Source organism: Streptomyces sp. NPDC048637, from assembly GCF_040650675.1.
Lineage (GTDB): Bacteria > Actinomycetota > Actinomycetes > Streptomycetales > Streptomycetaceae > Streptomyces.
The window spans coordinates 159,852-186,185 of sequence record NZ_JBEZHQ010000012.1; the positions used below are offsets into that span (position 1 = coordinate 159,852).

The window sequence follows — 26,334 nt, forward strand, 5'->3', positions numbered from 1 at the left end:
ACGCCGGCTGGCTCCCCGGCCTGCCAGAGTTTGGGTGCACGGTGAACCACTTTCGGGTCGGACACGTGGTCCGGAGTGACACCTGTATGCCGTACGTTCCGGGGAGATTCATGACGCGCAGATGGTCGCTCATCACCGCGATCGCCGTACTGACCGTCGCGCTGGCCTTTGTCGTCACCCAGCTGGTGCGCGGGCAGGGGGCCGCGGAGTCCGGGAAGGAGCAGGCCGGGGGGAAGCCGACCTCGCCGGGCCCGGGGGGCGACGCCGAGTCGCTGCGCGGCGTCGGGTGGTGGCCCCTGCACCGGTCCGGCACCGCGAAGGCGGGTGAGCACGACGCCGTCGTCAGCGGCGGCACGCAGTGGACCGACGGCCCCGAGGGCGGCGCCCTGCGGCTGGACGGCACCAGCGGATACGCGGACACCGGCTCCCGGATCGACACCGCCGGCAAGGACTACTCGGTCGCCGCGCGGGTGCGGCTCACCTCCGAGGACATGAACGGCTTCCACACCGCCCTGTCCCAGGACGGCGACCGGACCAGCGCGTTCTTCCTCCAGTACTCCGGCCAGGACGAGAACTTCGCGTTCAGCTTCACCGGCGCCCGTACCGTCGCGGAGAAGACCGGGCAGCCGCAGGCCGGCCGCTGGTACCACCTCACCGGCACGTACAGCCAGAAGGACCACCGGATGCGGATCTACGTGGACGGCCGGCTCGCGGGAAGCAGGGAGGCCGCAAGCACGGTGAAGTCCACCGGCGCTGTGGTGATCGGACGCAGCAAGTTCGACGGGAAAGCGGCCGACCACTGGAAGGGCGACATCGCCGATGTGCACGTCTACGACCGTGAACTGACGTCCAGTCAGGTGGAATCGCTTTCCTCCGGCGAACCGGGCTGACGGCGGTACCGGGGGCGGGTTCACCGCCGTCGCATGCCGGCGGACACGCCGCACCGAGTGAACGACCGCTCGCGGCGGCGCCCGCCGGCTCTGTCGCGTCCGGCTGCACCCGTCTCCCCACAGACGACCGGAGAGGAAACAGGCCTTTGTCGGCCAGTGCTTCGACCGAACACCGAATACCCCGCCCCCACACCGCGGAACTCCGCCCCGACGAGTTCCTCAGAGCCCTCTACCAGTTCCACGGCAGCGCGTTGCTGCAGTTCGCCGCACGGCGGCTCGGGGGCGACTGGCATCGCGCCGAGGACGCCCTCCAGGAGGTCGCGATCCGCGCCTGGCGCCACGCCGGGGAGCTCGACCCGACCGCGGATTCGGCGCGGCCGTGGCTGTTCACCGTGCTGCGCAACCTCGTCATCGACGGTCACCGGGCCCGCCAGGCCAGACCACCGGAGACCGGCGACCCGGAACTCGCCCACCTGCCGGTGTCCGACGACGTGGACCACATCCTCACCTCCCAGGTGCTCGTCGAGGCGTTGCAGGACCTGCTGCCGGCGCAGCGCGAGGTCCTGCTGCACGTGCACTACCTGGGGCGCAGCGTCAACCAGACGGCCACGGTCCTCGGCGTGCCGCCGGGCACCGTCAAGTCGCGGACGCACTACGCCGCCCGCGCCCTGCGGGAGGCGCTGCACAGCCGCGGGCTGCAGGCGGGCGGCCGTGACCGTGACGCCGGATGAGACTCATGCGAAACGCCCCGCGTGCCGGGTGATCTCCAGGCCGAGCGGTCCGGTGTCGAGCGATCCGCCCGCGCCGGCCCGCCAGCGCCACCCCGCGGGCGCGTCGCCGAGCACCAGCAGCGCGTCCCCGCGCCGCAGGGCGTCCAGCGCCCCGTCCCGCCGCGGGAGTTGTGAGGCGTCCACGACGAACAGGTGCGGCGCCTCGCCCTGGACGGCGAGCCGGCTGCTGCCCTCGATCAGCCGGAAGATCTGGGTGACCTCGGACGAGCCGGGCCCCGGCTGGTCCGGGCCGGCCGAAGCCGCCCTGGCGAACGCCTCCTCCAGGCTGGCCGCGGTGTGCAGACGCGAGGTCCGCGGCCCGTCACCGGCCACGAGCCCGTCGCCGGCCAGGGATCCCACCAGGGTGACCTCGGCGAGCGCCCCCACCGGGCCGGCGAGCGCCTCGGTGATGACGGCCCGCGCCAGGCTGCGCACCTCCTCGTCCGGGCCCGTCACGGAGACGGGCCCCGCCGCCCGGGAGAGGTCGACCAGCACCCGGTCGGCGCCGTCCAGCCCCACCGTCACCGTCAGCGCGTACGGCAGGGCCGGTTCGCCCTCCGGGCCGGGGCGGTGCAGGTCGTCGGGCGAGACCGTCCAGCGCTCGCCGTCCGCCCCGGCGGTCCACGGCGCGGGGGCGGACTCCTCCGGGGCGGCCAGCAGCAGTCCGAGGCGCTCCTCGGAGTAGACGACGGCGTACAGGTCGGGCAGCGACCGGCCGGAGCGCAGACACTCGCCCGTCAGCCGGCGCAGGCCCGCGTCGACCACGTCCAGCGCCTCCCGCCCCACGACGGCGGCCGAGGCGGCGACGGGCTTCGGCGGGCGGGGCCGCCGCTCGGTGACGACCAGCGCGGTCACCGCCCCGATCAGCGCCAGCCCCAGCACCACGGCCAGGACGTACCAGATCATCTTCTGACTCCTTGTCGGGACGCCCCGGCGGCGGAGCCGGGACGGTCGGAAGCGGGGGCGGCACCGCGGCAGCGTCGCGGCGCCGTGCACCCGAAGGCCACTACGGGGCGCGGCCGCCAACGGTTCACCGGCGCGTCCGGGAACCGTCCGTGAACCATCCGCGGGCGGGCTCCGTAGGTCCCGTCAGTGGCACGGGTGCCGCCGAGTCCGGCCCCGCGCCCCCGCATTCCCGCCGGCTGGAGGACGTTTCGTGTCGTTGATGTTGACCGTGGTCGAGGGGGACGGTGAGGCGTTCGACGTCCACCTCGACGCCGACCCCGACACGCCCGTGGGCGCGGTCGCGGAGGCGCTGGCCAGGGCGGGTGGGGGTCCCCCCGGCGACGCCAGGGGGAGCGTCCACCGGCCCCCGGAGGGCCTCGGCCTGTACGCCGGCGACCGGCTGCTGCCCGCGGACCTGCGGCTGCGGGACGCGCCGCTCCACCACGCGGCCATCGTGGGCCTGGGCCGCCCGGCGGGCACCGCGTCCGCCGAACCGGACGGGCTGGTGGAGGTCCGGGCGGTCGGCGGGACCGGGGCGGGCGCGGTGCACCGGCTCGACATCGGCGAGTACCGGATCGGAGTGGCACACGACGGGACCGCCCAGGTGCTGCGCGCCCTGCCGGACCGGCCGTGCGCCGTCCTGACGGTGGGCCCCCGAGGACGCTGCCGGGTGGCGCCCGACGCGTCCGCGCCGGACGGCGGCACCCTGCAACTGGACCGCGAGGATCTCGCCGGGGCCACCGCCTGGCCGGCCGGCGCGCAGCTCCTCGTCGGCGGCTGCCTGCTCGAACTCGCCCTGCCGCAGAAGCCGGACGCGGCCGTGCAGCCGTCGGAGGACGGCACCGGCTGGGACTACAACCGGCCGCCGCGGCTGCGCCCGGCTGAGAACGCCACCCGCTTCACCCTGCCCTCCCCGCCCGCGCCGCCCGCCGCCCGGCCGCTCCCGTGGATCACCGCGGCCGCCCCGCTGGTGATGGCGGGGGTCGGGGCGCTGGCCTTCGGCCGCATGGAGATGCTGTTCTTCGGGCTGCTCTCCCCGGTCGTGATCGTCGGCAACTATCTGATGAGCCGGCGCAACGGACACCAGTCGCACTCCGACGAGGTCGCCGCCTACGAGGAGAAGAAGGGGCGCATCGAGGGCGACGCGGAGCAGGCCCTGGCGGCCGAACGCACCGCCCGGCGCCGGGGCTTCCCGGACCCGGCCGAGGTCGTCCTGACCGCCGTCGGCCCCCGGCGCCGCCTGTGGGAACGCCGTACCTCGGACGCCGACTTCCTGGAACTGCGCATCGGGACCGCCGACCTGCCCTCCGACGTGGTGCTCCACGACCCGACCAAGGACGAACACCGCCGCCAGGACCCGTGGACCGCCTACGACGTCCCGGTGACCGTTCCGCTGCGGGAGCACGACGTCCTGGGCATCGCGGGCGAGGGACCGACCGCACGCGCCGTGGCACGCTGGGCGATCGCCCAGGCCGCCGTCCTGCACAGCCCCCGTGACCTCCAGATCCACCTGCTGACGACCGGCGAACCGGGCCGGGACGGCTGGTCCTGGCTGCGCTGGCTGCCGCACGTGCGGAAGAAGTCCGGCGACACCCCGGCCAGCATCGGCTACGGCACCGAGACCTGCGCCCGGCGGGTCGCCGAACTGACCGCGCTGATCGCCGAGCGCGCCGGAGGGGAGGACCGGCGGAGCCGGGCCGCCGGACCCGATGTGCTCGTCGTCCTCGACGGGGCCCGCAGGCTGCGTTCGCTGCCCGGCGTGGCCCAGATCCTGCGCGACGGACCGGCCGTCGGCGTCCGCGCGGTCTGCCTGGACGCCGAGGAGCGGCTGCTGCCCGAGGAGTGCCACGCCGTCGTCGCCGAGGAGCCCGGCACAACCGTGCGGGTGGGACGCTCCGGAAGGGGCACCGTCGGGGGTATCCGGCCCGACACGGTGTCCCTGGACTGGTGCCGCTCGCTGGCCCGCGCGATGGGCCCGCTGCGGGACCCGGGCGGGGCCGACGAGGAGGCCGCGGTGCTCCCCGGCTCCGCGCGGCTGCTCGACGTCCTCGCCCTCGACCCGCCGCAGGCCGCCGGCATCCGGGCACGCTGGACGGCCGGGGGACGCTCGACCCGGGCGGCCGTCGGCGTCTCCCTGGACGGCCCGTTCTTCCTGGACCTGAAGCGCGACGGCCCGCACGGGCTGGTCGCCGGTACCACCGGCTCCGGCAAGTCCGAACTCCTGCAGACGCTGGTCGCCTCGCTCGCGGTGGCGAACCGCCCGGACGCGATGACGTTCGTCCTCGTCGACTACAAGGGCGGCTCCGCGTTCAAGGACTGCGTGCACCTGCCGCACACCGTCGGCATGGTCACCGACCTCGACGCCCACCTCGTCGAGCGGGCCCTGGTGTCGCTGACGGCGGAACTCACCCGGCGCGAGCACATCCTGGCCGCGGCCGGCGCCAAGGACATCGAGGACTACATCGAGCTGCTGGAGCGGAACCCGGCGGGCCACACCCCGATGCCCCGGCTGCTCATCGTCATCGACGAGTTCGCCTCGATGGTGCGCGACCTGCCGGACTTCGTGAAGGGCCTGGTCAACATCGCGCAGCGGGGCCGCAGCCTCGGCATCCACCTGATCCTGGCGACCCAGCGCCCCAGCGGCGTGGTCTCCTCGGAGATCCGCGCCAACACCAATCTGCGCATCGCGCTCCGGGTGACGGACGCCGGCGAGAGCCAGGACGTCATCAACTCCGCCGAGGCCGCCGGGATCTCGCAGAGCACACCCGGCCGCGCCTATGTGCGCTTCGGCCAGAACTCCCTCGTGCCGTTCCAGTCCGGACGGGTCGGCGGCCGCCGGCCCGGCGCCGCGGCGACCTCGCTGCCGGCACCCTGGGCGGTGGCGGTCGGCTGGCAGCGGCTCGGCGAACCGCTGCCGGCGCGGCCGCGCGCCGTGGCCGCGCCCGCCGAGGTGGAGACGGACCTCACCGGGCTCGTCGAGGCGATCCGCGGCGCGGACCGGGAGATGGGCATCCCCGCGCAGCACAGCCCCTGGCTGCCGCCGCTGCCCGAAAAGCTGGTCGCCGGCGAACTGCCGCCGCCCCCGCCCTCGGACTACGACCTCGCCCCTGTCGCGTACGGCGTGGTGGACCTGCCCGCACAACAGGCCCGGCTCCCGCTGGTGATCGACCCGGCGACGCTCGGGCACCTGCACATCGTCGGCTCGCCCCGGCAGGGCCGTTCGCAGACGCTGCGCACGCTCGCCGGCACGCTGGCCCGCGTCCACTCCCCGGACCGGCTGCACATGTACGGCATCGACTGCGGCAACGGCGCGCTGCTGGCCATGGAGGGGCTGCCGCACGTCGGGGCCGTCACCCAGCGCACCCAGCCCGACCGGGTGGCCCGGCTGCTCGCCCGGCTGACCCAGGAGCTCACCCGGCGGCAGGAGATGCTCGCCGCCCGCGGCAGCGCCGACCTGCCGGAACTCCGCCGCGCCCTGCCGGAGGACGAACGGCCCCCGCACCTCGTGCTGTTCATCGACCGGTGGGAGGTCTTCGACAAGCAGCTCGGCGAGTACGACGCCGGGAACCTGCTGAACTCCGTGCTGACCCTGCTGCGGGACGGCGCGAGCGCCGGTATCCACCTGGTGATGACCGGCGACCGGGCGCTGTTCTCCAGCCGGGTCAACGGCTCCACCGAGGACAAGCTCGTGCTGAAGCTCAACGAGAAGTCCGAGTACGGCATGATCGGCATCACCCAGCGGAACGTGCCCGACGAGATCCCGCCGGGCCGCGCCTTCCGCGCCGCCGACAAGGCCGAGGTGCAGATCGCGCTCCTCACCGAGAACCCGGAAGGCCAGGCACAGGCCGCGGCGCTCCAGCAGATCGCCGAGCAGTGCCGTGAGCGGGCGGCCCACCTGCCGGCCGCCACCCGGCCGTTCCGCGTCGACACCCTCCCGGACCGGCTCACCTTCGAGGAGGCCGCCCGGTTCGTCCCAGCCAGTCGCTCCACGCGATGGGCACTGGCCGGCGTCGGCGGCGACGAACTCACCGCGCTCGGGCCGGACTTCACCGTCACCCCGACGTTCCTCGTCGCCGGGCCCGCCCGCTCGGGACGCAGCACCGTCCTGTCGACGCTGGCGGTGGCGCTGCTCGCGGCCGGCACCCCGGTCGTGGTCGGTGCCCCCGCCCGCTCGCCGCTGCGCCACCTCGCCGGACGGCCCGGTGTGCTCGCGGTGTTCGACGAGTCCGACATCGACCCCACGGCCCTGGAGGCGGCGCTGGCCTCCGCGCCCGACGGGGCCGTGGTGCTCCTCGACGACGCCGACCTGCTGCTGAAGACGAAGGCCGAGCCCGTCCTCACGCAGATCGCCAAGTCCGGTGCCGAGACCGGCCGGGGCCTGGTGATCGCCGGACAGACCGACCGGCTCTCCTCCGGGTTCTCCGGCTGGCACACCGAGGCCCGCCGCAACCGGTGCGGACTGCTGCTGAAGCCGCAGAACATGAGCGACGGCGAGCTGATCGGCGTCAAGGTGCCCCGCAGCCGGCTGGGCGCGACCCGCCCGGGGCGGGCGATCCTGCACCTGGGCGACGGCGTGCTGCGCACCGTGCAGGTCCCGGAGACGGTGCTTGCGGAGCCGGGCGCACCTGCCTGACCCGCCGTACCGGGCACGCCGTCCGGACACCGCAGAGGGCTCCCGCCGATGAGGCCGGCGGGAGCCCTCTCGTCTGCGCGCGGCGGGGCCTGGTGGCCGGGGAGACGAGGGCGTGCATTCATCTGGCCTCCGCCGGCGCACGCTGGACATGCTGACACATCAGCTGCTGCCGCTATACGGGGCCGGGAAGGCAATACCGGCAGAATCCCCGGTGTGGCATTCCCGCTTTCCGCCCGAAGAGCTGCCCCGGATGGAAACGCCCAGAACGGTGAATGAGGTCAGCGGCGGCGGAACCAGTCCGGAGTGTCGGCCTGGGCGGTTCGCTGGAGGTACTGGTCGAGGCCGTTGGCGACACACCTGCGGCTGTCGTCCTCGTGGTCCCAGACGTAGACATTCGTGCCGGTCCCTGTGCGCGCGAAGGCGAACTGATCGCCGCCTCCGTTGTCGCCGAAGAAGAGCAGCGAGTCGAACGGCATGTAGAGCTCGCCGATCGAAGCGTCCGTGCGCAGAAAGCTGTTGTCCTCTCTGATCCTCTTCAGGTCCCAGACGACGCCGCCGCCGAGGTCGTCACGTACGCCGTCACTCTCCAGCAGCAGCGCCTTGAGGTCGTCGGGGAACGGATGCCGCAAGACCTCCTCGACGGCCGCGATGTCGTCCTGGCGGGCGGGATCGGTGAGCTCCCAGCCGAGGCCGAGACGGCTGATGAATTCTCTCCACATATGCATCACCTTGCGGGTCGGTTGCCGGGACCGGGATCAGGCAGACACTAGCGAACGGGCGGATCGAACTGCTTCCCGTACTTGCCGTCGATTTCCGTTGCCTTGTCAAAGAAATCTTGCCGGGTCGCCTGAGGGTTGCTCTTGTAGAAGGCATCCCAGTCCTTGCGTATGAAGCTCAGATGGACCGTGCTGTTGATGGGCTGGGGAATTCCGCGCAGGTTCTCCAGAGAGTTGATCTCATCCCGCCTGAAGACGCCCGGGTATTTGTTGAGAACCTGCTGTTCAATGGCGTGATGGATCACCATCTGCTTCCCCTTCAGGGTGGGGTTGGCGTTGAAGAACGTTTCCCGGTATTTGTCAGAGCCGTTCTGGCCCACCGTCGCCGTCTTGTGCCTGGGGCGCAGGTTGTAATTGCAGGAGGGGGGAGCCAGCCCCAAGGGGTCTGTCGTCGTCCGGGGGTTGTCGACATAGGTGACGGGGTTGGGCGCCGGTTCCAGCCCCAGCGGGTCCGGTGAGACGTAGCGTCCCGTCTCGGGGTCGTAGTGGCGGAAGTAGTTGTAGTGGAGGCCGGTTTCGTGGTCGGCGTACTGGCCGGGGAAGCGGAGGGGGGTGGTGGCGGTGGCATCGCGGTTGCGGGTGGTGGTGCCCCAGAGGGTGGTGCGGGAGTGCCAGGCGATGCCGCCCTGCTCGTCGACGAGTTCGGTGGGGGTGCCCACCAGGTCGGTGACGATGGCGAAGAAACGGGAGTCCCACTCGGCCGTGGTGCGGCCATCGGCGGTGCGGGGCTTGCGTTCGAGCTGGGTGAGGGGGCGGTGGTCCTCGTGCTCCCAGGTGAGGGTGACGCCGCTCGCGGTGTCGGTCTGTTCGGCGAGGCGGGTGCCGTCCCAGGTGAAGTGCACCGCCTCCGCGACTGAACCGTCCGCGTGCATACGGTACTTGGCGGTGCGGCGGCCGAGCGGGTCGTACGTGTAGCGCCACCGGGTGCCGTCGGGGGTGGTGCAGGAGGTGAGGCGGTCCTCGGCGTCCCACTCGTAGCGCCAGGTGTCGGGCTTCTTCGACGGGCGGTGCTTCTGGCGCAGGACCATGCGGCCCGCGGCGTCGTGCTCGTAACGGACGTGGCCCGCCGTCTTGACGCGGGTGCCGGTGTAGGTGCGTTCGCCGCGGGCCTCAGCGCGGCCGGCCTTCTCCGGCCAGGTCGCCTCCGTCTGGTTGCCGGCCTGGTCATAGGCGTAGGACTCGGTCCAGCCGTCGGCCGTCACCGTCAACGGGCGCCCGGCAGCGTCGAGTTCCATCCGCTGTTTGGCGCCGGTGACCGCATCGGCGACGCCCGTGAGGTGGCCGTCAGCGCGGTAGGTGTAGCTGCGGCTGCGCAGCGAGCGGTCCTGCGCGACGAGGTGGTGGGCGACCGAGCGGCCGGCCGGATCCCAGGCGGTCGTCGCTTCCACGGGCGAGGTGTCCGGGCCCCAGACGCGGGCCAGTTCGCGGCCGAGGACGTCATGGGTGAAGTCCAGCCGGTGCCCCTCGACCGTGAGGGCCGCACGATTGCCGGCCGCGTCGTAGCCGAGCTCGGTGACGGCGCCCGTGGGCGTGATACGGGAAGTGCGGCGACCCAGAACGTCGTAGGTGAAGCGGGTGGTGCGGCCATCGACGGTCTCGGCCAGCACCCGCCCCATGACGTCCCGTTCGAACTCCAGGGTCGTGGCGGGGGAAGCCGCTCGGAGGAGTGCCCCGCCCAGGCCGTACGTGTACGACACGTGCGTCCCTGCGATGTTCTTGGCCACCAGATCACCGACGGAGTTGTGCTGGAAGGTGATCTCCTCGCCCAGGTGCGTGGTGCGGGAGACCACCCGGCCCACGGCGTCGTGTGCGTAGGCGATCTGGCGGTCGTCGAAGTCGGACTCGCCGGTCAGCCGGCCCGCATGGTCGTAGGTGTAGTCCCAGCTCAGGCCCTGCGGGTTGCGGACCTGCGTCAGGCGCAGCTCCGGGTCGTAGGCGAAGGTGTAGCGGACGCCGTCGGGTCCGGTACGGGCCGCGAGCTTGTCGAAGTGCGTGTACTCGTAGCTGGTGGTGGAACCTGCGGAGTCGGTGCGGGTGAGGCAGTTGCCCTCCCCGTCCCAGGTCATGCGCTCGTTCCGGCCGTCGGGCTCCATGCGGTCCGACAGGTGGCCCTCGACGGTCCATACCGCGCGGGTGATCGTGCCCAGTGGGTCGGTGACGGTGGTGGGGCGGCCGAAGGCATCGCGTTCGATCGTCGCCCTGCGCTCGGCCGAGTCGGCGATCGCCAGAAGAAGGCCCGTGTCGTCGGCCTCGTAGGTGACCACCGAGCCGGAGGGGTCCGTGGCCGAGGCGACCGCGCCGGTGCGGTGATGGGTGAAACGCTCTGTGGTGCCGTCGGGCGCGGTGACGGTCGTCAGGTTGCCCCGCTCGTCGAACTCCTGCCGCCATGTCGCCCCGTCGTGGCCCGTCGAGGTGGTGGGGAGGTTCAGTTCGTTGTACGTCGCCGTGGACCGGCTGCCGTCGGGGAGTTGGATGACGGTGGGGTTGTGGGCCCGGTCGTACTCGTACCGGATCGTGTGGCCGAGGGCGTCGGTGCGGGCCAGGAGGTTTTCGTAGCGGTCCCACTCGGAGGCCGTGGTGTGTCCCAGCGGGTCGGTCTCGGCAATGACCTGGTGCAGGTCGTTGAGCTGGTAGACGGTCGTGGCGCCGCAGGCGTCGGTGTAGTGCGTCCGGCGCTGGTCGGGGTCGTAGGCCCAGTGTGAGGAGAGGTAGCCGTCGGGGCCGAGGGTCTCGGTGACGCGGTCGGCGTCGTCGTAGACGTAGCGGTAGGTGGAGCGGTTCCGGTCCGTCCAGGCGGTGATGCGGGACCGGTCATCGTAGTCGAACACCAGCGCCTTGCCCGACGAGTTCACCACGTGCGTGAGGTTCCCGTCCGCGTCATGGCTGTAGGACGTGACCTCGACCGGGCCGTCCGGCGCGGAGACCGCCAAACCGGTTATCAGGCCGGCGGTGCAGTGGACGTCGACGTGGTAGCCGCCGGAGTGGACCAGTGTGGTCGGGGTGCCGTCCGCCAGCCGGGAGACCCTGATCTCGTTGCCGTTGCGGTCGTGCCACCGGGTAAGCCAGTGCAAGCCGCTGTCGTCGGCGGGGTGGTCCGCGAAGTCGCAGACGAGGCCCGTGTGGGGATCGCAGACGCGGTAGGTGGCCTCGCCCGTGGTGCCGGTCCCCGCAGAGGCCAGCGGGAGGCGGGGGCCTTCCTCGGGCCACACCGGCTCGTCCGAGTCGGCGGCGGGAAGCCCCGGGTAGGTCAGGATCGAGCCGTCCTCGCGGGCCCACAACACGCGTCCCCGGTCGTCGACTTCGAGTCGTTCGTCCAGGGTGGAGGCCCAGGACGGGCCGAAGAACTGGCCGTAGCGGTAGGTCGACAGATACGTACGGGAGACCCGCAGCGGCAGGACGCCGGGCAGTGCCAGATCGTTCTGCGGCAGCACCATTTCGCCGCTGGCCACATCGACCGGGTCGGTCTTGCAGGTGCGGCTGTTCGCGGCCCGGCTGTTGATACGGACGTTGACCTGGGACGGCTTCATCGAGGCCGGCTTGACCCCCTTGAGAGCCGAGCCGAGCCCCCCGATGCCCTTGAGGGCTGCGGCCCCGCCCCCGACCAGGCCGACGACGCCGAGCACGATATCGAGTGCGTTCCACTCACCCGTCTCCGCCATCGTGGAGATGTTGATCCCCAACGACGCCGCGCCGGCCACCACGCTGCCGATCGTCAGCGCGATGCCGATGCCCTGCAGACCGGGCACCAGCATGGCCAGGACACCCAGCACCGCGCTGATGATGCCGAAGGCCGTACTCAGCGCTTTCTTGATCTTGTCCCACAGGCTGTAGCCCGCGACCGACTCGTCCCTCGCGTCGTCCAGCTTCTGCGCCGCGGTGGAGGCATCCTCCTCGCGCACCTGCCGCGCATCCTCGGCGAGCAGCCGGGCGGCGTCCAGATCCGCCTGTGCGTCATCGGCATGCCCCTGCGCCGTGGACTGCTTGCTGTGGGCCTCGTCCAGCGCGCGCCGGGTGCTCGCCCGCGCCTCGTGGTCATCCGGAGGGTGGCTGACCGCGTCCAGCCGGCCGATGTCGGCACCGGCCGTACGCACCACCTCGGTGGCCGACGCCAGCCGCTCCTTGGCCTCCCGCCCCTTCTCCAGCGCGTTGTCGGCATTGCGCTGCTGATCACGCAGCGCATGCACATACGTGTCCAGGGCGCCGGCCGCCTGGTCGTAGGAGCTGTGCAGCTTGCGCACCTGCTCGGCCAGGTCGCCGAGTTTGTCCCGGAGCTTGTCCATGGTCTTGCCCTCGCCCACCTGCTGGTTCTCCAGCCCGGAGACGAGGGGCAGGGCGTCGCCCGCGTTATCGGCTACGGAACGGTAGCTGCGCGCGAGCTCTCCGAGCACCTCCGCATCACCCGGAGTCGGGTCGTCCGAGAACCCGAAGACCGATTCCCACTCGGACACCGCTGGACGCGCCATGGACGCAACCTCACTTTCCCTTGTCTGCTTCGCCCATGGGGCCTCCGCCGGCCGCTTCCGCCGCCGGATCCGCTGCGCCGGCTGGGCCGGCCGGGTCTTCGAAGCGGAACGACTCCGCGATCGCGTCGAAGACGTCGTAGAACTGGTCCGCCAGATCCACGTTGGGGGTGGAGCTGGCGAGCACCAGATAGTCCCGGCTGTTCGGCACCGGGATCAGGGTGTGCCGCACCGCGGTGGGGACGGGCGTCCCCTGGTGGTCCACGTCCTCGATCCTGGTGATCCGCCCGGCCGCTCCGGCCTGGGGCAGTTCCACCAACTCCACCTCGCCGGGCGGCAGTCCGGTGCCTTCCGCCGCGGTGCCGAGCTGCATGCCGGCCGCCATGACGAGGTCCGCCAGATCCTCCGACTGATCCTCGGGAACGGACATCCGGAGCACGACCGTCGTGGCGCTGAGCACCAGGGGGCCGCTGCCCGCGCGGAGGATCCTGAGCATCCCCGACGCCCGCAGCGCGCCCTGCGCGTGCGCCTCGCGGGCGGTGCGCCGGGTGCTGCGGATCAGCTCGTCCACCTGCTCGCGGGAGAGCTGCGGGGCCTTCTTCACCTGGGACTCGATACGGCGGCGGATCGACGCGTCCCGGGTGCCCGGGTCGAGGTCGAGTTGCCACCAGGAGTCGGGGAACCTCAGCGTGTAGCCCGCGGGCGCGCCCGCGGGCTGCTCCGTGACCGGCTGCGTCATGACGCCTTTCCCTTCCGCACGACGTCTCCTGTCATGCGTCCTTCTTCGATTCGTCCAGCGAGTTGGCGCTGTCCTCGTCCGTCTTCGTGAAGTTCTCGGAGATCTTGTCCGTGTTCTCCGCGAACACCTTCACGTTGTCGTGGACCCGTTCGTGCCCCGCCACCCACGCCTTGTCGAACGCGTCGAGAGCGTGCGCGAGCTTGCTGTCGCCGGCGAAGCTCTTGAAGTCCTTCCGGTCGCCCGCGGCGTGGAAGAGCGTCGCGGAGTCCCCGATCAGATCCCCGATGTTCTGGAGCTCCCTGGCCGTTTCCTTCAGGTCCTGCACGGGCACGCTGATGCGACCCATCGGCGTCTCCTCTCCTGCTCCGGCCGTCCGGCCCCGCCCTCACCGGGGGGACGGGACACGGACGGTGCGGGGCACGTCAGCCGATGGAGCCGGACGTCTGGTCGTCGGTGTCGACGAACGCGTCGGCGACCTGCTTGATGAACTCGCTGACGCCCTGCAGGCCCTCGATCGCCTTCTCGGTGCCGTTCTTGTACTCCTCCCAGTACGGGCGGAACTTCGTCTCGGAACCGGGGGTGGCGTAGGCCGCCTCGACCATCTCGTCCATCTTGGTGTTGGCCTCGTGAAGGCTCTGCTGCATCAGCTCTTTCTGGTTCTGCAGCCAGGTCGCCGCCTCCCGCATCTCGTCCGGGCTGATCTGGATGTTGCCGCCGGCCATGTCGCTTCCTTCCCTCGCGTCGTATCGCTGCGGCCGCTGGGGCCGCACACACCGGGCTGTACGGGGCACCTGCCGGGGCGGTTCACGCCAGTTACGGAACGGTGACGAAGGCAGCAGGACGGGGCGCCGACCGGGACCGCACCGAGCCGACGCCGGCCCTCGGGCGGCGGGGGCAGGCAGGCGTGGGTGCAGGCGTGGGTGACTTCCCAGGCTTCGCCTGCGGTGCCGGGCGGCCGCGGCGCACGAACCGCTCCCGCCGACCTCCGCACTGCCTTGGACCGCATCGCACTACCGTGCACCGCACTACCTTGCAGTGCACGACTCATGCTGTGTAAGGTACTGGCCATGGAGGAAACATCCACCCCACGCGCCCAGTGGCTACGAGGGGTGCTGGATATGTGCCTGTTGGCCTTGATGGCGGAGGGGCCGGTCTACGGGTACGAGATGACGGTCCGGCTCGCCAAGGCCGGGCTCGACGTCGCGGACGGCTCGATCTACCCGGCGCTGGCGCGTCTGCGGAAGCGCGAGCTGGTCGAGATCGAACGCCGCAGCGGAGGCGGGGGTCCCGCCCGCACCTACTACAGGCCCAGCGAATCAGGCATGCAGATGCTCCAGTCGTGGAGCCGCGACTGGAACGAATTCGCCACGAGCATCGGCTCCATCATCAGCCAGACCAGCATCATCAGCCAGACCAGCCGGGAGGAATCATGACGCTTACGGTCGACGACGCGATACACCAGGCCATGGAGACATGGCACCGCCTCGGAATCGAACAGGACGCGGTCGATGAGATGGCCGAGGAGCTGGCAGCCGACCTGACCGCCGCCGCCGTCGACGGCCGGGCGGTCACCGACTACATCGGCGGTGACCTCGACGCACTGGCGACCTCCTGGGCGGTCGAACGCGGTCTGCTGCCTTCGCGCCCCCACCTGAAGGAGACCGCCGTCGCGGCGGCCAAGGGCGCCGCCATACCTGCCGTTGTCGCCGTCATCCTCTGGATGGCGGGAACACCCGGTGGCCTCCTCGACCGCAGCACTGAACTCAGGGTCACGCAGCCGGACGGACCGCCGCTGGTGGAGGTGCACAACTACCCCAATCCCGGCATTCCTTTGATGTGGGTGGGCTGGGCCGTGTGCCTGGTTGCCGCTTTCTTCCTCATCCGGCGCGCCGTGGCCGCGAAACTCCAGCGCCGGCACGACCCCGCCCGCGAAGAGACCTTGCGGGCCATCACCAAGGCCCTTCCCCTCATCCTCCTGGCAGCGGCCCTGGCAGCCACCGTGCTCAACTTCATGGGCGCTTACGCATTCGATTATTTCCAGGGCATCGTCAACGTCCTGGTCGGGCCGTTCGCCATGGTCGGCGTCGTCGCGGCCGGCACCGCCTGGGTCCGGGACCGCACCTGCCCGCCCCTGAACGCGTCCCGGTTGAAGTACCGGACGCCGGGCATCTAGCCGCGGCTCCCCACGGTCGAGGGGTGCCGGCGCGGCGGTCGGCAGAGCCCGGCGGCCTGGTCGGAGAGCAGCCCGACAGGCAGCTCTCCGACTTTGGGCAGAGGCGGGGTCGGCCCCAAGGACCAGGGAGCGCCCGGTCGGGGCCGAGATAATCGGCGTTATGCAGTTCAGCCTTCCGTCCGCCATGGAGAACCGCCCGTTCCGAAGCCCCTTCGCGGGGCCCGGGGAGTGTGGGTGGCGGGTATGGAGGGCAGTGGGTGAGGCGCTCCTGGCCGGGGCGCTGGTGTTGCTCGTCCCCCAGGGCGAGGTGCAGGCCAGCCTGGGGGCCGGCCCGGAGGCCGTCGGCATCGTGCTGGTGCTGGTCCGGCGCCGGTTTCCGGAGGCCTCTGCGGTCGCGCTGGCCGCCCTGATGGGGGTGGAGCCCGCCGTGGCGATGCTGACCGCGGTGGCCGGCTACACAGCGGTCCGACAGGCGGAGACGGTGCGGCGGGGGGCCGTGCTGCTGCTGGTGGCGGCGGCTGCGGCGATGGTGACGGGCGCGGTCTTCGCACCTCTGGCGGGGCTGGGCAGCAGCACGTTCGGGCTCGTGCTCGGTGCGGTGCTGGCGATCACCACCGTCCTTGTGCCCGGACTGGCGGGCGTGGCCTGGGGGCAGCAGGACCGGCTGGTGCGCGCGTGGCGGGAGCGTGCGGCCGCCGCCGAGGAGGCGCGGCGGCTGGCGGACAGCGAGTCGCGGATGCGTGAACGGTCGCGTATCGCCGCGGAGATGCACGACCTGGTGGGGCACCGGTTGAGCCTGGTCTCTCTGCACGCGGGCGGGCTGTAGATGGCGCTGGACAAGGCGGCGCCCGAGCTGCGGGACGAGGCCGCTGTGGTGCGCCGGGCCACCCGCGACGCGATGCGGGAGCTGCGGGAGGCGCTGGGGGTCCTCGGCCCGCTGGAGACGGACACGGGTACGGAGGCGCTGACCGACGCGACGGGCACCCGCGCGGACGTCGTGGCGCTGGTCGAGGAGTCGCGCAGTGGCGGCATTCCCGTCGAGCTGGACTGGGAGGGGGCGGATCTCGACGCCCGGCCGGCTCAGGTGCGGCGGGCGGTGCACCGGGTGGTGCGCGAGTCGCTCACCAATGTGCACCGGTACGCGGCCGGGGCGCATGTGACCGTCGCCGTCCGCCACACCGGCGGGCGGGTGGAGGTGCAGGTGCGCAACGGCGTTCCGCCCACCCCGCCCGCCGCTTCGACGGGGCTCGGCTCCGGGCGCGGGCTGACCGGGCTGCGGGAGCGGGTGGCGCTGCTCGGCGGCGGACTGGAGGCCGCGCGGACGCCCGGCGGCGGCTTCGCCGTGGTGGCCGACATCCCCGCCGACCCCGGCCCGGCCGCGGAGGCCACGGACACCGAGCCGTCCGGGCAGAAGGGAGCGGCGGCCCTCGACGAGGCCGGTGACGGCCTGTCGGTGGTGCAGCGGGGGCTGACCGGAGCCGCCACCGGACTGCTGGGACTGGTCGGAGTAAAGGTGATGATGGGGCTCGGGACACTGCTGGTAGCAGCTGCCCTGCCTGACGCGATCTACCAGGGCTCGGCGGGGCCCCGGCTCGGGATGACACGGGCACAGGTGGTGGACGTCGTGGCCGAGGACAAAGGCCTGGCACGCGCGGCTGCCGCCGGGCACGAGCCACCGCGGCCGCACTCGGCCACGGACTGCCTGTATCCGGATGCGAGCGGAAGGCCCGAGCAGGGGCGGATAGAAATCGACCGCTACTGCTTCCGGTCCGGCACCTTGATCGCCCTCGACCGTTTCACCGTCCCCGTGATGACGGAGCAGGTGACCGAACCGCCCCGGAGGAGCGGGACACATGACTGACCGGGCCAACTCCCTGTGTTCCTCGGCGGGTTCCGCGATCCGGGTGCTGCTCGCCGACGACGAGGAGATGATCCGGCACGGTGTCCGGGTGATCCTCCGGCACGCCGGCGGCATCGGGGTGGTGGGTGAGGCGGCCGACGGTGCCGAGGCCGTCCGGCTCGCCGCCGAGGTCCGGCCCGATGTGGTGCTCCTCGACGTCCGTATGCCGGTACTCGACGGGCTCGCGGCCGTCGGACCGCTCACCGCCCTGGATCCCGCGCCGCAGGTGGTCATGCTCACCACCTTCGGCGACGAGGAGAATGTCACCCGCGCCCTGCGTGCGGGCGCCACCGGCTTCCTGCTCAAGGACGAGGGGCCGCAGGAGCTGATCCGCGCGGTACGGGCCGCGGCGGTGGGGGACGCGGTGCTCTCGCCGGGCGTCACCGGGTCCGTCATCCGCCGGATGCTGGGCGGCGGTTCGGCCGGCGCCGTGGCCGCCGCCCCGGACCGCAGGGTGGCGGGGCTGACGGACCGGGAGCGGGAGGTGCTGGTCATGCTGGGCGAGGGGCTGTCGAACCGGGAGATCGGCACGCGGCTCGGTATCGGTGGGGGGACGGTCAAGACCCACGTCGGGGCGATCCTGGGGAAGACGGGGTGCGGCAGCCGGGTGCAGGCGGCGCTGGTGGCGTACCAGGCCGGGCTCATGTCCTGAGTTCCGGACGGGAAGCCGTCGGTCTGCCTTTGGGCAGAGCGCCCGTGGTCCGTGAGGGTGACCCGGCGGCGGTGGGTCTGACCTGCGGAAGACGGTCTATCCCCGTCCTGAGAGCGACGTGTACGGGGGTGCACCGCGGCCACGATGGTCGGGAGTCCCGTACCCCTTCCAGGAGTGTCCATGTCGCAGTCCACCACCCCGACCGTCAGCCTGCGGGCATCCAACGGTGCCGCCGCCCGCGCCACGGCACTGAGCAAGATCTACGGCGCGGGCGACACCCGCGTCGTGGCCCTCGACGAGGTCTCCGTGGAGTTCGGGCGCGGACGCTTCACCGCGATTATGGGGCCGTCCGGCTCCGGCAAGTCGACGCTGATGCACTGCATGGCGGGGCTCGACTCCTTCTCCGGGGGCTCCGCCCACGTCGGTGACACCGAGCTGTCCGGGCTGGGTGACCGGGAGCTCACCAAGCTCCGCCGGGAGAAGATCGGCTTCGTCTTCCAGGCGTTCAACCTGCTGCCCACGCTGACCGCCATCGAGAACATCACGCTGCCGATGGACATCGCCGGTAGCAGGCCCGACCAGGAGTGGCTGGACCTGGTCGTGGGGACCCTCGGCCTCTCCGGGCGGCTGGCGCACCGCCCCTCGCAGCTCTCCGGCGGCCAGCAGCAGCGCGTCGCCGTGGCCCGCGCGCTGGCCGGGCGACCGGAGATCATCTTCGCGGACGAGCCGACCGGCAACCTCGACTCCCGTTCCGGCGCCGAGGTCCTGGGCTTCCTGCGGGACTCGGTACGCGAGCTGGGGCAGACGGTCGTGATGGTCACCCACGACCCGGTGGCCGCCTCCTACGCGGACCGGGTGGTCTTCCTCGCCGACGGGCGGCTCATCGACGATCTGCCCACCCCCAGCCCCGAGGCCGTGCTCGACCGTATGCGGCGCTTCGACGGCAAGGTACGGACGAGCTGACGCGCTCCTCCCACACGGCCGCCCTGTCCCCTCACGCCCTCACGTACCTCCAGGACTGAACAGACCATGCTGCGTACAGCCTTGCGCAACGTCTTTGCGCACAAAGCCCGATTGATCATGACCGCGCTCGCGGTCCTGCTGGGCGTCGCCTTCGTCTCCGGCACCCTCGTCTTCGGCGACACCACCGTGAACGCCTTCCGCACGGCCGCCGGCGCAAACCTCAAGGGGGTGGCCGTCGCCGTACAGTCCGAGTCGTCCAGCGGTGCCGGGGCGGCGGACAGGCCGGACGCCAAGCCGACCAGCACGCTCGACACCGCGCTGGCAGACAAGATCCGGGCGCTGCCCGGTGTCGCCGCGGTGCGCCCCACCGTCGAGGGCGTGGCCACCGTGGCCGGCAAGGACGGCCTGCCGGCCATCACCGACAAGAGCCGGTCGAACCGGGCCACCAACTACCTGCCCGGCAAGGACAGCCACATCTCGCTGAAGGCGGGTCGCGGACCCGTCGCCGAGGGCGAACTGGCGCTGGACGCCACGACCGCCGAGAAGGCCGGCTACCGCATCGGCGACACCGTCCGCTTCGCCATCGACGGTCCCGCCCTGACCAAGAAGCTGGTCGGCACCGTCTCCTCCGACGATCCGCGGGTCAAGGCCGGTGGCTCGCTCACGCTCTTCGACACCAGGACCGCACAGAAGTTCTTCCTCCACCCCGGCCAGTTCCAGGAGATCGCGGTCGGGGCCAAGGACGGTGTCGACCCCGGCGAACTGACCGACCGGGTGCGGGCACTGCTCCCCGAGAAGGGCGCCAAGGCCACCAGCGGCCCGGCCCTGGCCGCCCAGCAGGCCGAGGATGCCACCACGCAGACCCAGGGCCTCACCAAGGCGCTGCTCGGCTTCGCCGGCATCGCGCTGTTCATCGGCGCGTTCATCATCGCCAATACCTTCACCATGCTCATCGCTCAGCGCAGCCGGGAAATCGCGCTGATGCGGGCCGTGGGCGCCTCGCGCCGCCAGGTCGTACGCTCCGTCCTCGTCGAGGCCGCCCTCGTCGGGCTCGGCGCCTCGGCCGCCGGCTTCGTCCTCGGCGTCGGCATCGCCCGTGTCATGCTCCCGCTCATCAACCTGAGCGGCGTCGGGCTGCCCGACGGGCCGCTGGTCATCTTGCCCTCGACGTGTGCCTGGTCGCTCGCGGTCGGCGTCCTCATCACGGTGCTCGCCGCCTGGCTGCCCTCCCGCAAGGCCGCGAAGATCGCCCCCGTGGCGGCGCTCAGCAGCGTCGACCAGGCACCGCCCACCCGCGCCCTGGTGGTCCGCAATGTGCTCGGCACCCTGCTCACCGGAGCCGGGGTGCTGGTGATGATCAACGTCGCCACGTTCCGTTCCAGCGACCCGCGCAACCTGATGACGGCGATGTTCGGCGGCGCGTTGACTCTCGCCGGCCTGATCGTGATGGCACCGCTGCTCGCCCGGCCGCTGATCGCCCTGGCCGGCAAGGTCACCACCCGTCTCTTCGGCGTCACCGGCAAGCTGGCCAAGGAGAACGCGCTGCGCAACCCCCGACGCACCGCCGCCACCGCCTCGGCCCTGATGATCGGGCTCGCCCTGGTCACCGGTCTGACCGTGGTCGGGCACTCCGCCCGGAGTGCTCTGGTCGCGGAGGCGAACAAGGGCATGACCGCCGACTACAACGTCTCCAACAGCACCTCCGCCGGGCTCGACCCGAGCGCGGCCGCCAAGATCGCGCGGGTGCCCGGGGTCGCCGCGGCCGTCCCCACCGCCATGGCGGTATACGAGACCAAGGTGGGGTACGCCGTGGTCACCGGCACGGACCCCAAGACCTACGGCGAGACCGCGAAGCTCGACTTCCGCGCCGGCTCGCTGCGTGACGTGGGTCCCGGGAAAATCGCGGTCTCCGACGAGTTCGCCGCCAAGGCCGGGCTCAAAGTCGGCAGCACTCTCCACGCCGGTGTGACCGACAACGCCGAACAGCAGCGGAAGAAGAAGGTGACGGTCGTCGGCGTCTACACCAAGACCCTCACCACGGACGACGCACTGGGCACGCTCACCGACGTCCTCCCGTACTCCGGCTCCAACACGCTCGAAAAGGTAACGGTCAAGGCCGAACCCGGCCACGCAACGGACCTTGAGCGGAAGATCCGCGCCGCGCTCGGCGACAGCCCGCTGATGGAGGTCGAAAATCACGAGCAGGTCGTCAACGACGGCGGCGGGCCCATCAATTTCGTCCTCAAGATGATGTACGGGCTGCTCGGCATGGCCGTCCTCATCTCGGTGCTCGGCATCGTCAACACCCTGGCCATGTCGGTCTTCGAACGCACCCGTGAGATCGGCATGCTGCGGGCCGTCGGCCTCGACCGCACCGGGATCAAGCAGATGGTCCGGCTGGAGTCGGTGGTGATCTCGCTGTTCGGCGCGGTGCTCGGCATCGGCTCGGGCATCTTCCTGGCCTGGGCCGGAAGCGGCATGGCGAGGTCGTCGATGGACGCGTACGAGACGCTCCCGCCGTGGGGGGACCTGGCGATTCTCCTGGGGCTGGCGCTGGTGGTCGGCGTCCTGGCCGCCATCTGGCCGGCCCGCCGGGCGGCCCGTCTGAACATGCTCCGCTCGATCCAGTCGAGTTGAGCCGGGCGGCGGAAGGCCGGACCGGGGACGGCCCCGGGCCCAGGCCGCTCGGATGACCGCTCCCGGGGCCGGTCCCCGTTCCGGCGTCTCCGCCGCCCGTGGCACCGCGGTGTCCGTCCACGCCAGGCGCCGCACCCATGGGGTGTCTGCCGGACGGACCCCGACGGCTTTATGGACGCCGGGACTTCGGCGGTCGGGAGCGCGGCGGGCGAGTGGAAAGGCGGAAGCACGGCTATGCACGAGGACCACCAGGGAAGCGATCGCCGCACCCTCGCCCCCCGGCCGGACGGTGCCTCCTCCGGGAGAGGACCGGACCGGACGACGGGGAACCTGCCCACGGAGGTGACGAGTTTCGTCGGACGCCGGCGGGAGGTGTCCGAAGCGCGGCGGTTGCTCGCCCGCACCAGGCTGCTCACGCTGACCGGTGCGGGCGGTGTGGGCAAGACCCGGCTGGCGCTGCGGGTCGCTGCCGGGGTCCGGCGTTCGTTCCCCAAGGGAGTATGGGTGGCGGACCTGGCGCCGCTGAACGACGGCGCGCTCCTCGCACAGACGGTTCTGATGGCGCTGGGGCTCGATCACGACTCGGCCCGGCCGGCGCTGCCGGTGCTGTCCGACCATCTCGCGGACAAGCGGCTGCTGCTGGTGCTGGACAACTGCGAACATCTGCTGGACTCCTGCGCAGAGCTGACGCGCTCCCTGCTCGCGACGGGGCCCCACGTCCAGGTGCTGGCCACCAGCCGGCAGGCTCTGGGCGTGGACGGTGAACACCTCCTGCCCGTACGACCGCTGTCGACACCGGACCCCCACCGTCCGCCGACGGCGGCCCTGGACCAGTACGAGGCGGTGCGCCTGTTCATGGACCGGGCCGCGGCGGTTGTCCCGGGTTTCACCGTCGGCGACGACCAGTGGGCGGCCGTCGCCGGGATCTGCCACCGGCTCGACGGAATTCCGCTGGCCATCGAGCTGGCGGCGGCCCGGCTGAGGGCCCTGTCCCCACCGCAGATCCTCGAACGCCTCGATGACCATGGCACCCTGCTCTCCCGGGGCAGCAGCGCAGCTCCGGCCCGTCAGCGGACACTGCGCGCCGCCATCGACGGGAGTTTCGACCTGTGCACGCCGTCCGAGAGACGGTTGTGGGCCCGCCTGTCCGTCTTCTGCGGGGGGTTCGATCTGGAGGCGGCGGAAGAGGTCTGCACCGATGACGGCATCTCCCGGGGGGAGATGCTCGACGTGGTGACCGGTCTGGTGGACAAGTCGATCCTGATTCGCGAGGACCACCGCGGCCAGGTGCGCTTGCGCATGCTGGAGACGATCCGGCAGTACGGGCGCAGTCTGCTCGACACCAGCGCGGGGGCAGGGCACGGGGAGCCCGATGCCGTACGCCGCCGCCACCGCGATCACTACCAGCGCCTGGCCGCCCGTGCGGAATCCGAATGGCTCAGCCCCCGCCAGACGGCCTGGTTCGCCCGCCTGCACCTGGAGCACGCCAACATCCGGGCCGCCCTGGAGTTCTGCCTGAGCACCGTGGGGGAGGCCGGCCATGCGCTCCGTCTGGTCACCTCGCTGTGGAGCCCCCGGCTCGGCGCGGGCGGAGTGGAGGAGGTGCGCCACTGGCTGGGCCGGGCCCTGGCGCTGGCCCCGGAGCCCAGCCCGGTGCGGGTCAAGGCGCTGTGGATCGAGGGATGGCTGGCCTACATGTGCGGCGACACCGCCACCTGGCACGCCCGGCTGGCCGAGTGCCAGGATCACGCCCGGACGCTGGGCGACGCGGAGTCGCTCGCCCACGCGGTGCGGTTCGCCGGCCAGGCTGCGCTCTTCCGCGACGACTACCGCCGGGCCGTCGTCCTGCTCGATGAGGCCCTTGAGCGCGACCGCGCACAGCAGGACCCGGCACTCCAGTGGCTGACGCTGTTCCTGCTCGGCCTGGCCTGCTGCCTGGCCAACGACCCCCGGGCCAGGGCGCTCTGCGAGGAGTGCGTGAGCCTGTGCGAGGCCCACGATGCACGGTGGTACCGCTCCTACGCACTGTGGTTGCTGGGTCTCCAGCACTGGCTCTCCGGGGACACCCGGCGTGCGATCAGCCTGCTCCAGGACGCACTGCGCGTCGATCAACCCGCCCACGACCTGCTCGCCACCGCCCAATGCCTTGAGGTCCTGGCCTGGGCCACCGCACACGACGAACGCTCCCACCACCAGGCGGCCAAGCTGCTCGGGGCAGCGCAGACCGCCTGGCAACTGGCCGGCACCGCCCTGCCCGGCCTCGGCCGCCTGCTGCACCACCACAATGCATGCCACACACATCTGCAAGGAGCACTCGGCGATACGCCGTTCGCCACCGCCGTGCAGACAGGAGCCCAACTCACCCTCGATGAAGCGGTCGCCTGCGCCCTCGGCCGAACACACTCACCCACGCCCGCGTCCGACCAGGAGAACACGCCGACGCCGCTGACGCGACGGGAGAAGGAGGTCGTCGACCTGCTCGCCCAAGGGCTCACGAACAAGGAGATCGCCGCCAAGCTCGTGATCTCCCCGCGCACCGCAGGAGCCCATGTCGCCAACCTGCTGGGCAAGCTCGGCTTCACCTCCCGCACCCAGATCGCGACCTGGGCCGTGGCACACCGCGCGCCCCACGGCCAAGGCCCTGACCGGCACCGCTGAGGCGCGCCCGCACACGGTGGCGCCCCGGCCGGACGACACATTCAGCATCGTCCGGCCGGGCAGCGAGGGCCTCCTGAGGCCGGTACGGATCTCGTGCTCCGCACCGGCCCAGAAGACCCTCACCCTGCTCCGTACCCCTTACGACGTACCGGCCGGCATCCCGTGTCGCGCCAACTGGGCTAGCTGGGCGTCGTGTTGCCGCACTGGGCCACTTCTTCGGGCGTCATGTCGCGGACATGGTGACGGATGATCTTGTAGGTGATATCCGCCTCCACGTCATGGAATTCGCGAGGCCCGAATTGGTTGACCTCGTTGACGTTGAGCCCTGAGCTGCCTTCCAGCTTCCAGGTCGCCTTCGCCAGCCGCGTGACGGGAACTTCGTCGATCCAGCCCACTTGGTGAGCCTGCATTTCGATCGTGTCGGTGGTGCCGGTGGTCTGCGATTGAATCCACTGCTTCTCGATCTTCGGCAGAAGGGAAGCGGGGTTCTTATCGATCGAAATTCCGACAATGGTCGTTTGGGTTTCGGTGTGCTCGTCCTTGTAGGCGAGGGTGGAGGTGTTCGGGCCGCAGTTCTGGCGGATTTCCCCCAGCCTGGTCGGAGTCCCCTCACGCGCCGGCCCCAGCCATTCGCCGGGCATGACGGTGCAGGACTCACCGCAACGGGCAAGAAGTTCGTTGCGCCTCTCGGGGTCGTCCAGGCTGCGTGGGTCCATGGTGCCGGGCTTGACGTCTGCGCCGCCGCCACCGAAAGGCGAGTCCGCCTGCGCCGGGGTGACGGTCAGGCACAGCGACGCCGTTACGGTGAGTGCCCCCACCGCGGCCACCTTCATTCGCCGGCCACCGCCGGAGGGGAGAACACTCCGTGTATTTCGCTTCATCTGATCTGCCTTACCTTCTGGTCGTCGAAGCGGTGCTGCCGGTCCGCTCACGGGCCGCCGGCAGGGCCATCCGTCCCGCCTTCGCCCCTGTCGGATTCACGAGCGCCCACTCAGCATGTTGCTTTCGCAGGCCCGAGCCATCCGTTACATGACCTAGAAAGGGACCCCCTTGGCAACGACCCGTGGGGCCTGCTCCCTCTGGGCCGCACAGCGCCGCGGCGGCCGCCGGCGCACCGGCAATGCGAGATCCCCCCGGGCGGGAGGTGGCTGATCTGCCGTAGAGGTCCCGTCGCCCGAGTCCGGAGGACACGAGCACGACAGCAGGCAACGCAAGGGCTCCTTGGCGCCCTTGCCCTGCTCACCCCCGCGTTTGCCGGACGTTAGCGGCGCGGCAGCCTTGCGATAGCGGCCCCGGCCAGAGTGGGTGACGTACCGAGGAATCAGCGACACCGACCACCACCCTGGGGGACCCGAAATGAGCGCCAACACCACTGCCCGCACAGCCCGTCGCCGCACCCTGCGCGTTGCCGCCGCGGCCCTGACCGCAGCCGCCGCGCTGTCCCTGACCGCCTGCTCCGGCTCGGACACCACCGGCAAGCCCGCGGATCAGACGGACACGGGCGTGGCCGCCGGATCCGGCGGCGCGGGCTCCTCCGAGTCCGGCGGCGCGGGTTCCTCCGGGTCCGGCGGTGCGGGTTCCTCCACCGGAGCGCAGGGTTCCGACGCCAAGGGGAGCTCCGGCGCCAAGGCCGGCACCACGGCGGGTGCTGCGGGCCGGCAGACGGGCGGTGCGAACGCCGCCGGCGGTGGCGGGGCGGGCTCGGGTGTCGAGCGCTGCCACTCCTCCGGCCTGAAGGCGGCGTTCGCCACGGGTGAGGATGCGGCCCCGGACCCGAACGCGGGCGGTTCGACCACCACCAGCGTCGTGCTGACCAACAAGGGCAGCCGCACCTGCAAGATCGGCGGCTTCCCTGGCGTGGACCTCAAGTCCGAGAACGGCGGCGAACGCTGGTCGCTGGCCCGCTCGTCGGCCAAGCCCGGCTCGATCACCCTGGGGCCCGGCGACAGCACCGACTTCACCATCAACGTCGCCATGACCAAGGAAGACAAGGGCTTCTACCAGCCCGCCTGGGCGGACATCACCCCGCCCAACGAGACCAAGTCGATCACCATCAAGTGGCCCTGGGGCACACTCGTCGACCAGCGCAGCGCCACCCACCCGGCCACCTTCGTCAACCCCATCGGCTAACCACCTCG

19 protein-coding genes are annotated in these 26,334 nt (G+C 71.7%); 12 read left to right on the plus strand and 7 right to left on the minus strand.

The window, feature by feature from the left end; all coding sequences use genetic code 11:
- The first annotated feature begins 110 nt into the window (after positions 1 to 110).
- Positions 111 to 890, plus strand: coding sequence for a LamG domain-containing protein (locus AB0C46_RS18220; protein ID WP_362828793.1), 780 nt, complete (start codon positions 111 to 113; stop codon positions 888 to 890).
- A 146-nt stretch (positions 891 to 1,036) separates the two neighbouring features.
- On the plus strand, positions 1,037 to 1,621 hold the full coding sequence (locus tag AB0C46_RS18225; RefSeq protein ID WP_362828794.1) for a sigma-70 family RNA polymerase sigma factor: 585 nt from the start codon (positions 1,037 to 1,039) through the stop codon (positions 1,619 to 1,621).
- A 3-nt stretch (positions 1,622 to 1,624) separates the two neighbouring features.
- Here AB0C46_RS18225 and AB0C46_RS18230 read toward each other — a convergent pair whose 3' ends face one another.
- Positions 1,625 to 2,566 carry a hypothetical protein gene (locus AB0C46_RS18230; RefSeq protein ID WP_362828795.1) on the minus strand — a complete coding sequence of 314 codons (942 nt, stop codon included), beginning with the start codon at positions 2,564 to 2,566 and terminating at the stop codon, positions 1,625 to 1,627.
- 259 nt (positions 2,567 to 2,825) lie between these two features.
- Between AB0C46_RS18230 and AB0C46_RS18235 the strand changes: the two genes are divergently transcribed.
- On the plus strand, positions 2,826 to 7,238 hold the full coding sequence (locus tag AB0C46_RS18235; protein WP_362828834.1) for an FtsK/SpoIIIE domain-containing protein: 4,413 nt from the start codon (positions 2,826 to 2,828) through the stop codon (positions 7,236 to 7,238).
- A gap of 278 nt (positions 7,239 to 7,516) precedes the next feature.
- Here AB0C46_RS18235 and AB0C46_RS18240 read toward each other — a convergent pair whose 3' ends face one another.
- The 5 genes from AB0C46_RS18240 to AB0C46_RS18260 all read right to left on the minus strand — a co-directional run bounded on the left by AB0C46_RS18240 (position 7,517) and on the right by AB0C46_RS18260 (position 13,935).
- Positions 7,517 to 7,957 (minus strand): SMI1/KNR4 family protein, encoded by a 441-nt coding sequence (locus AB0C46_RS18240; RefSeq protein ID WP_362828796.1) that lies wholly within the window; start codon positions 7,955 to 7,957, stop codon positions 7,517 to 7,519.
- Positions 7,958 to 8,004: 47 nt separating this feature from the next.
- Positions 8,005 to 12,477: a DUF6531 domain-containing protein gene (locus tag AB0C46_RS18245; RefSeq protein WP_362828797.1), complete on the minus strand. Its 4,473-nt coding sequence runs from the start codon at positions 12,475 to 12,477 to the stop codon at positions 8,005 to 8,007.
- 10 nt (positions 12,478 to 12,487) lie between these two features.
- A complete protein-coding gene (locus AB0C46_RS18250; protein ID WP_362828798.1) occupies positions 12,488 to 13,213 on the minus strand; it encodes a hypothetical protein in 726 nt (241 codons plus the stop codon).
- Positions 13,214 to 13,244: 31 nt separating this feature from the next.
- Positions 13,245 to 13,559: a hypothetical protein gene (locus AB0C46_RS18255; protein WP_362828799.1), complete on the minus strand. Its 315-nt coding sequence runs from the start codon at positions 13,557 to 13,559 to the stop codon at positions 13,245 to 13,247.
- A 76-nt stretch (positions 13,560 to 13,635) separates the two neighbouring features.
- The gene (locus tag AB0C46_RS18260) at positions 13,636 to 13,935 is read right to left on the minus strand and encodes a WXG100 family type VII secretion target (RefSeq protein WP_018092348.1); all 300 of its coding nucleotides are present in this window, start codon (positions 13,933 to 13,935) and stop codon (positions 13,636 to 13,638) included.
- Between the two features lie 345 nt (positions 13,936 to 14,280).
- Here AB0C46_RS18260 and AB0C46_RS18265 point away from each other — a divergent pair, with 345 nt between their 5' ends.
- The 8 genes from AB0C46_RS18265 to AB0C46_RS18300 all read left to right on the plus strand — a co-directional run bounded on the left by AB0C46_RS18265 (position 14,281) and on the right by AB0C46_RS18300 (position 24,196).
- The gene (locus AB0C46_RS18265; protein ID WP_362828800.1) at positions 14,281 to 14,646 is read left to right on the plus strand and encodes a PadR family transcriptional regulator; all 366 of its coding nucleotides are present in this window, start codon (positions 14,281 to 14,283) and stop codon (positions 14,644 to 14,646) included.
- Positions 14,643 to 15,386, plus strand: a complete 744-nt coding sequence (locus AB0C46_RS18270) for a hypothetical protein (RefSeq protein WP_362828801.1) — start codon at positions 14,643 to 14,645, stop codon at positions 15,384 to 15,386. Before AB0C46_RS18265 ends, AB0C46_RS18270 begins: the two co-directional genes overlap by 4 nt.
- Positions 15,387 to 15,639: 253 nt before the next feature.
- Positions 15,640 to 16,212: a histidine kinase dimerization/phosphoacceptor domain-containing protein gene (locus tag AB0C46_RS18275; protein WP_362828802.1), complete on the plus strand. Its 573-nt coding sequence runs from the start codon at positions 15,640 to 15,642 to the stop codon at positions 16,210 to 16,212.
- Positions 16,213 to 17,247 (plus strand): ATP-binding protein, encoded by a 1,035-nt coding sequence (locus AB0C46_RS18280; protein WP_362828803.1) that lies wholly within the window; start codon positions 16,213 to 16,215, stop codon positions 17,245 to 17,247.
- A complete protein-coding gene (locus tag AB0C46_RS18285; protein ID WP_362828804.1) occupies positions 17,240 to 17,938 on the plus strand; it encodes a response regulator transcription factor in 699 nt (232 codons plus the stop codon). The genes AB0C46_RS18280 and AB0C46_RS18285 overlap by 8 nt, the downstream gene beginning before the upstream one ends.
- A 180-nt stretch (positions 17,939 to 18,118) precedes the next feature.
- Positions 18,119 to 18,901 (plus strand): ABC transporter ATP-binding protein, encoded by a 783-nt coding sequence (locus AB0C46_RS18290; protein WP_362828805.1) that lies wholly within the window; start codon positions 18,119 to 18,121, stop codon positions 18,899 to 18,901.
- A 66-nt stretch (positions 18,902 to 18,967) separates the two neighbouring features.
- A complete protein-coding gene (locus tag AB0C46_RS18295; protein WP_362828806.1) occupies positions 18,968 to 21,538 on the plus strand; it encodes an FtsX-like permease family protein in 2,571 nt (856 codons plus the stop codon).
- 234 nt (positions 21,539 to 21,772) lie between these two features.
- On the plus strand, positions 21,773 to 24,196 hold the full coding sequence (locus tag AB0C46_RS18300) for a LuxR C-terminal-related transcriptional regulator (RefSeq protein ID WP_362828807.1): 2,424 nt from the start codon (positions 21,773 to 21,775) through the stop codon (positions 24,194 to 24,196).
- Positions 24,197 to 24,375: 179 nt separating this feature from the next.
- On the opposite strand, the gene AB0C46_RS18305 is transcribed toward AB0C46_RS18300, so the two are convergent.
- Positions 24,376 to 25,014: a hypothetical protein gene (locus tag AB0C46_RS18305; RefSeq protein ID WP_362828808.1), complete on the minus strand. Its 639-nt coding sequence runs from the start codon at positions 25,012 to 25,014 to the stop codon at positions 24,376 to 24,378.
- Positions 25,015 to 25,552: 538 nt separating this feature from the next.
- Here AB0C46_RS18305 and AB0C46_RS18310 point away from each other — a divergent pair.
- Positions 25,553 to 26,326 (plus strand): DUF4232 domain-containing protein, encoded by a 774-nt coding sequence (locus tag AB0C46_RS18310; protein WP_362828809.1) that lies wholly within the window; start codon positions 25,553 to 25,555, stop codon positions 26,324 to 26,326.
- Positions 26,327 to 26,334: the final 8 nt, after the last annotated feature.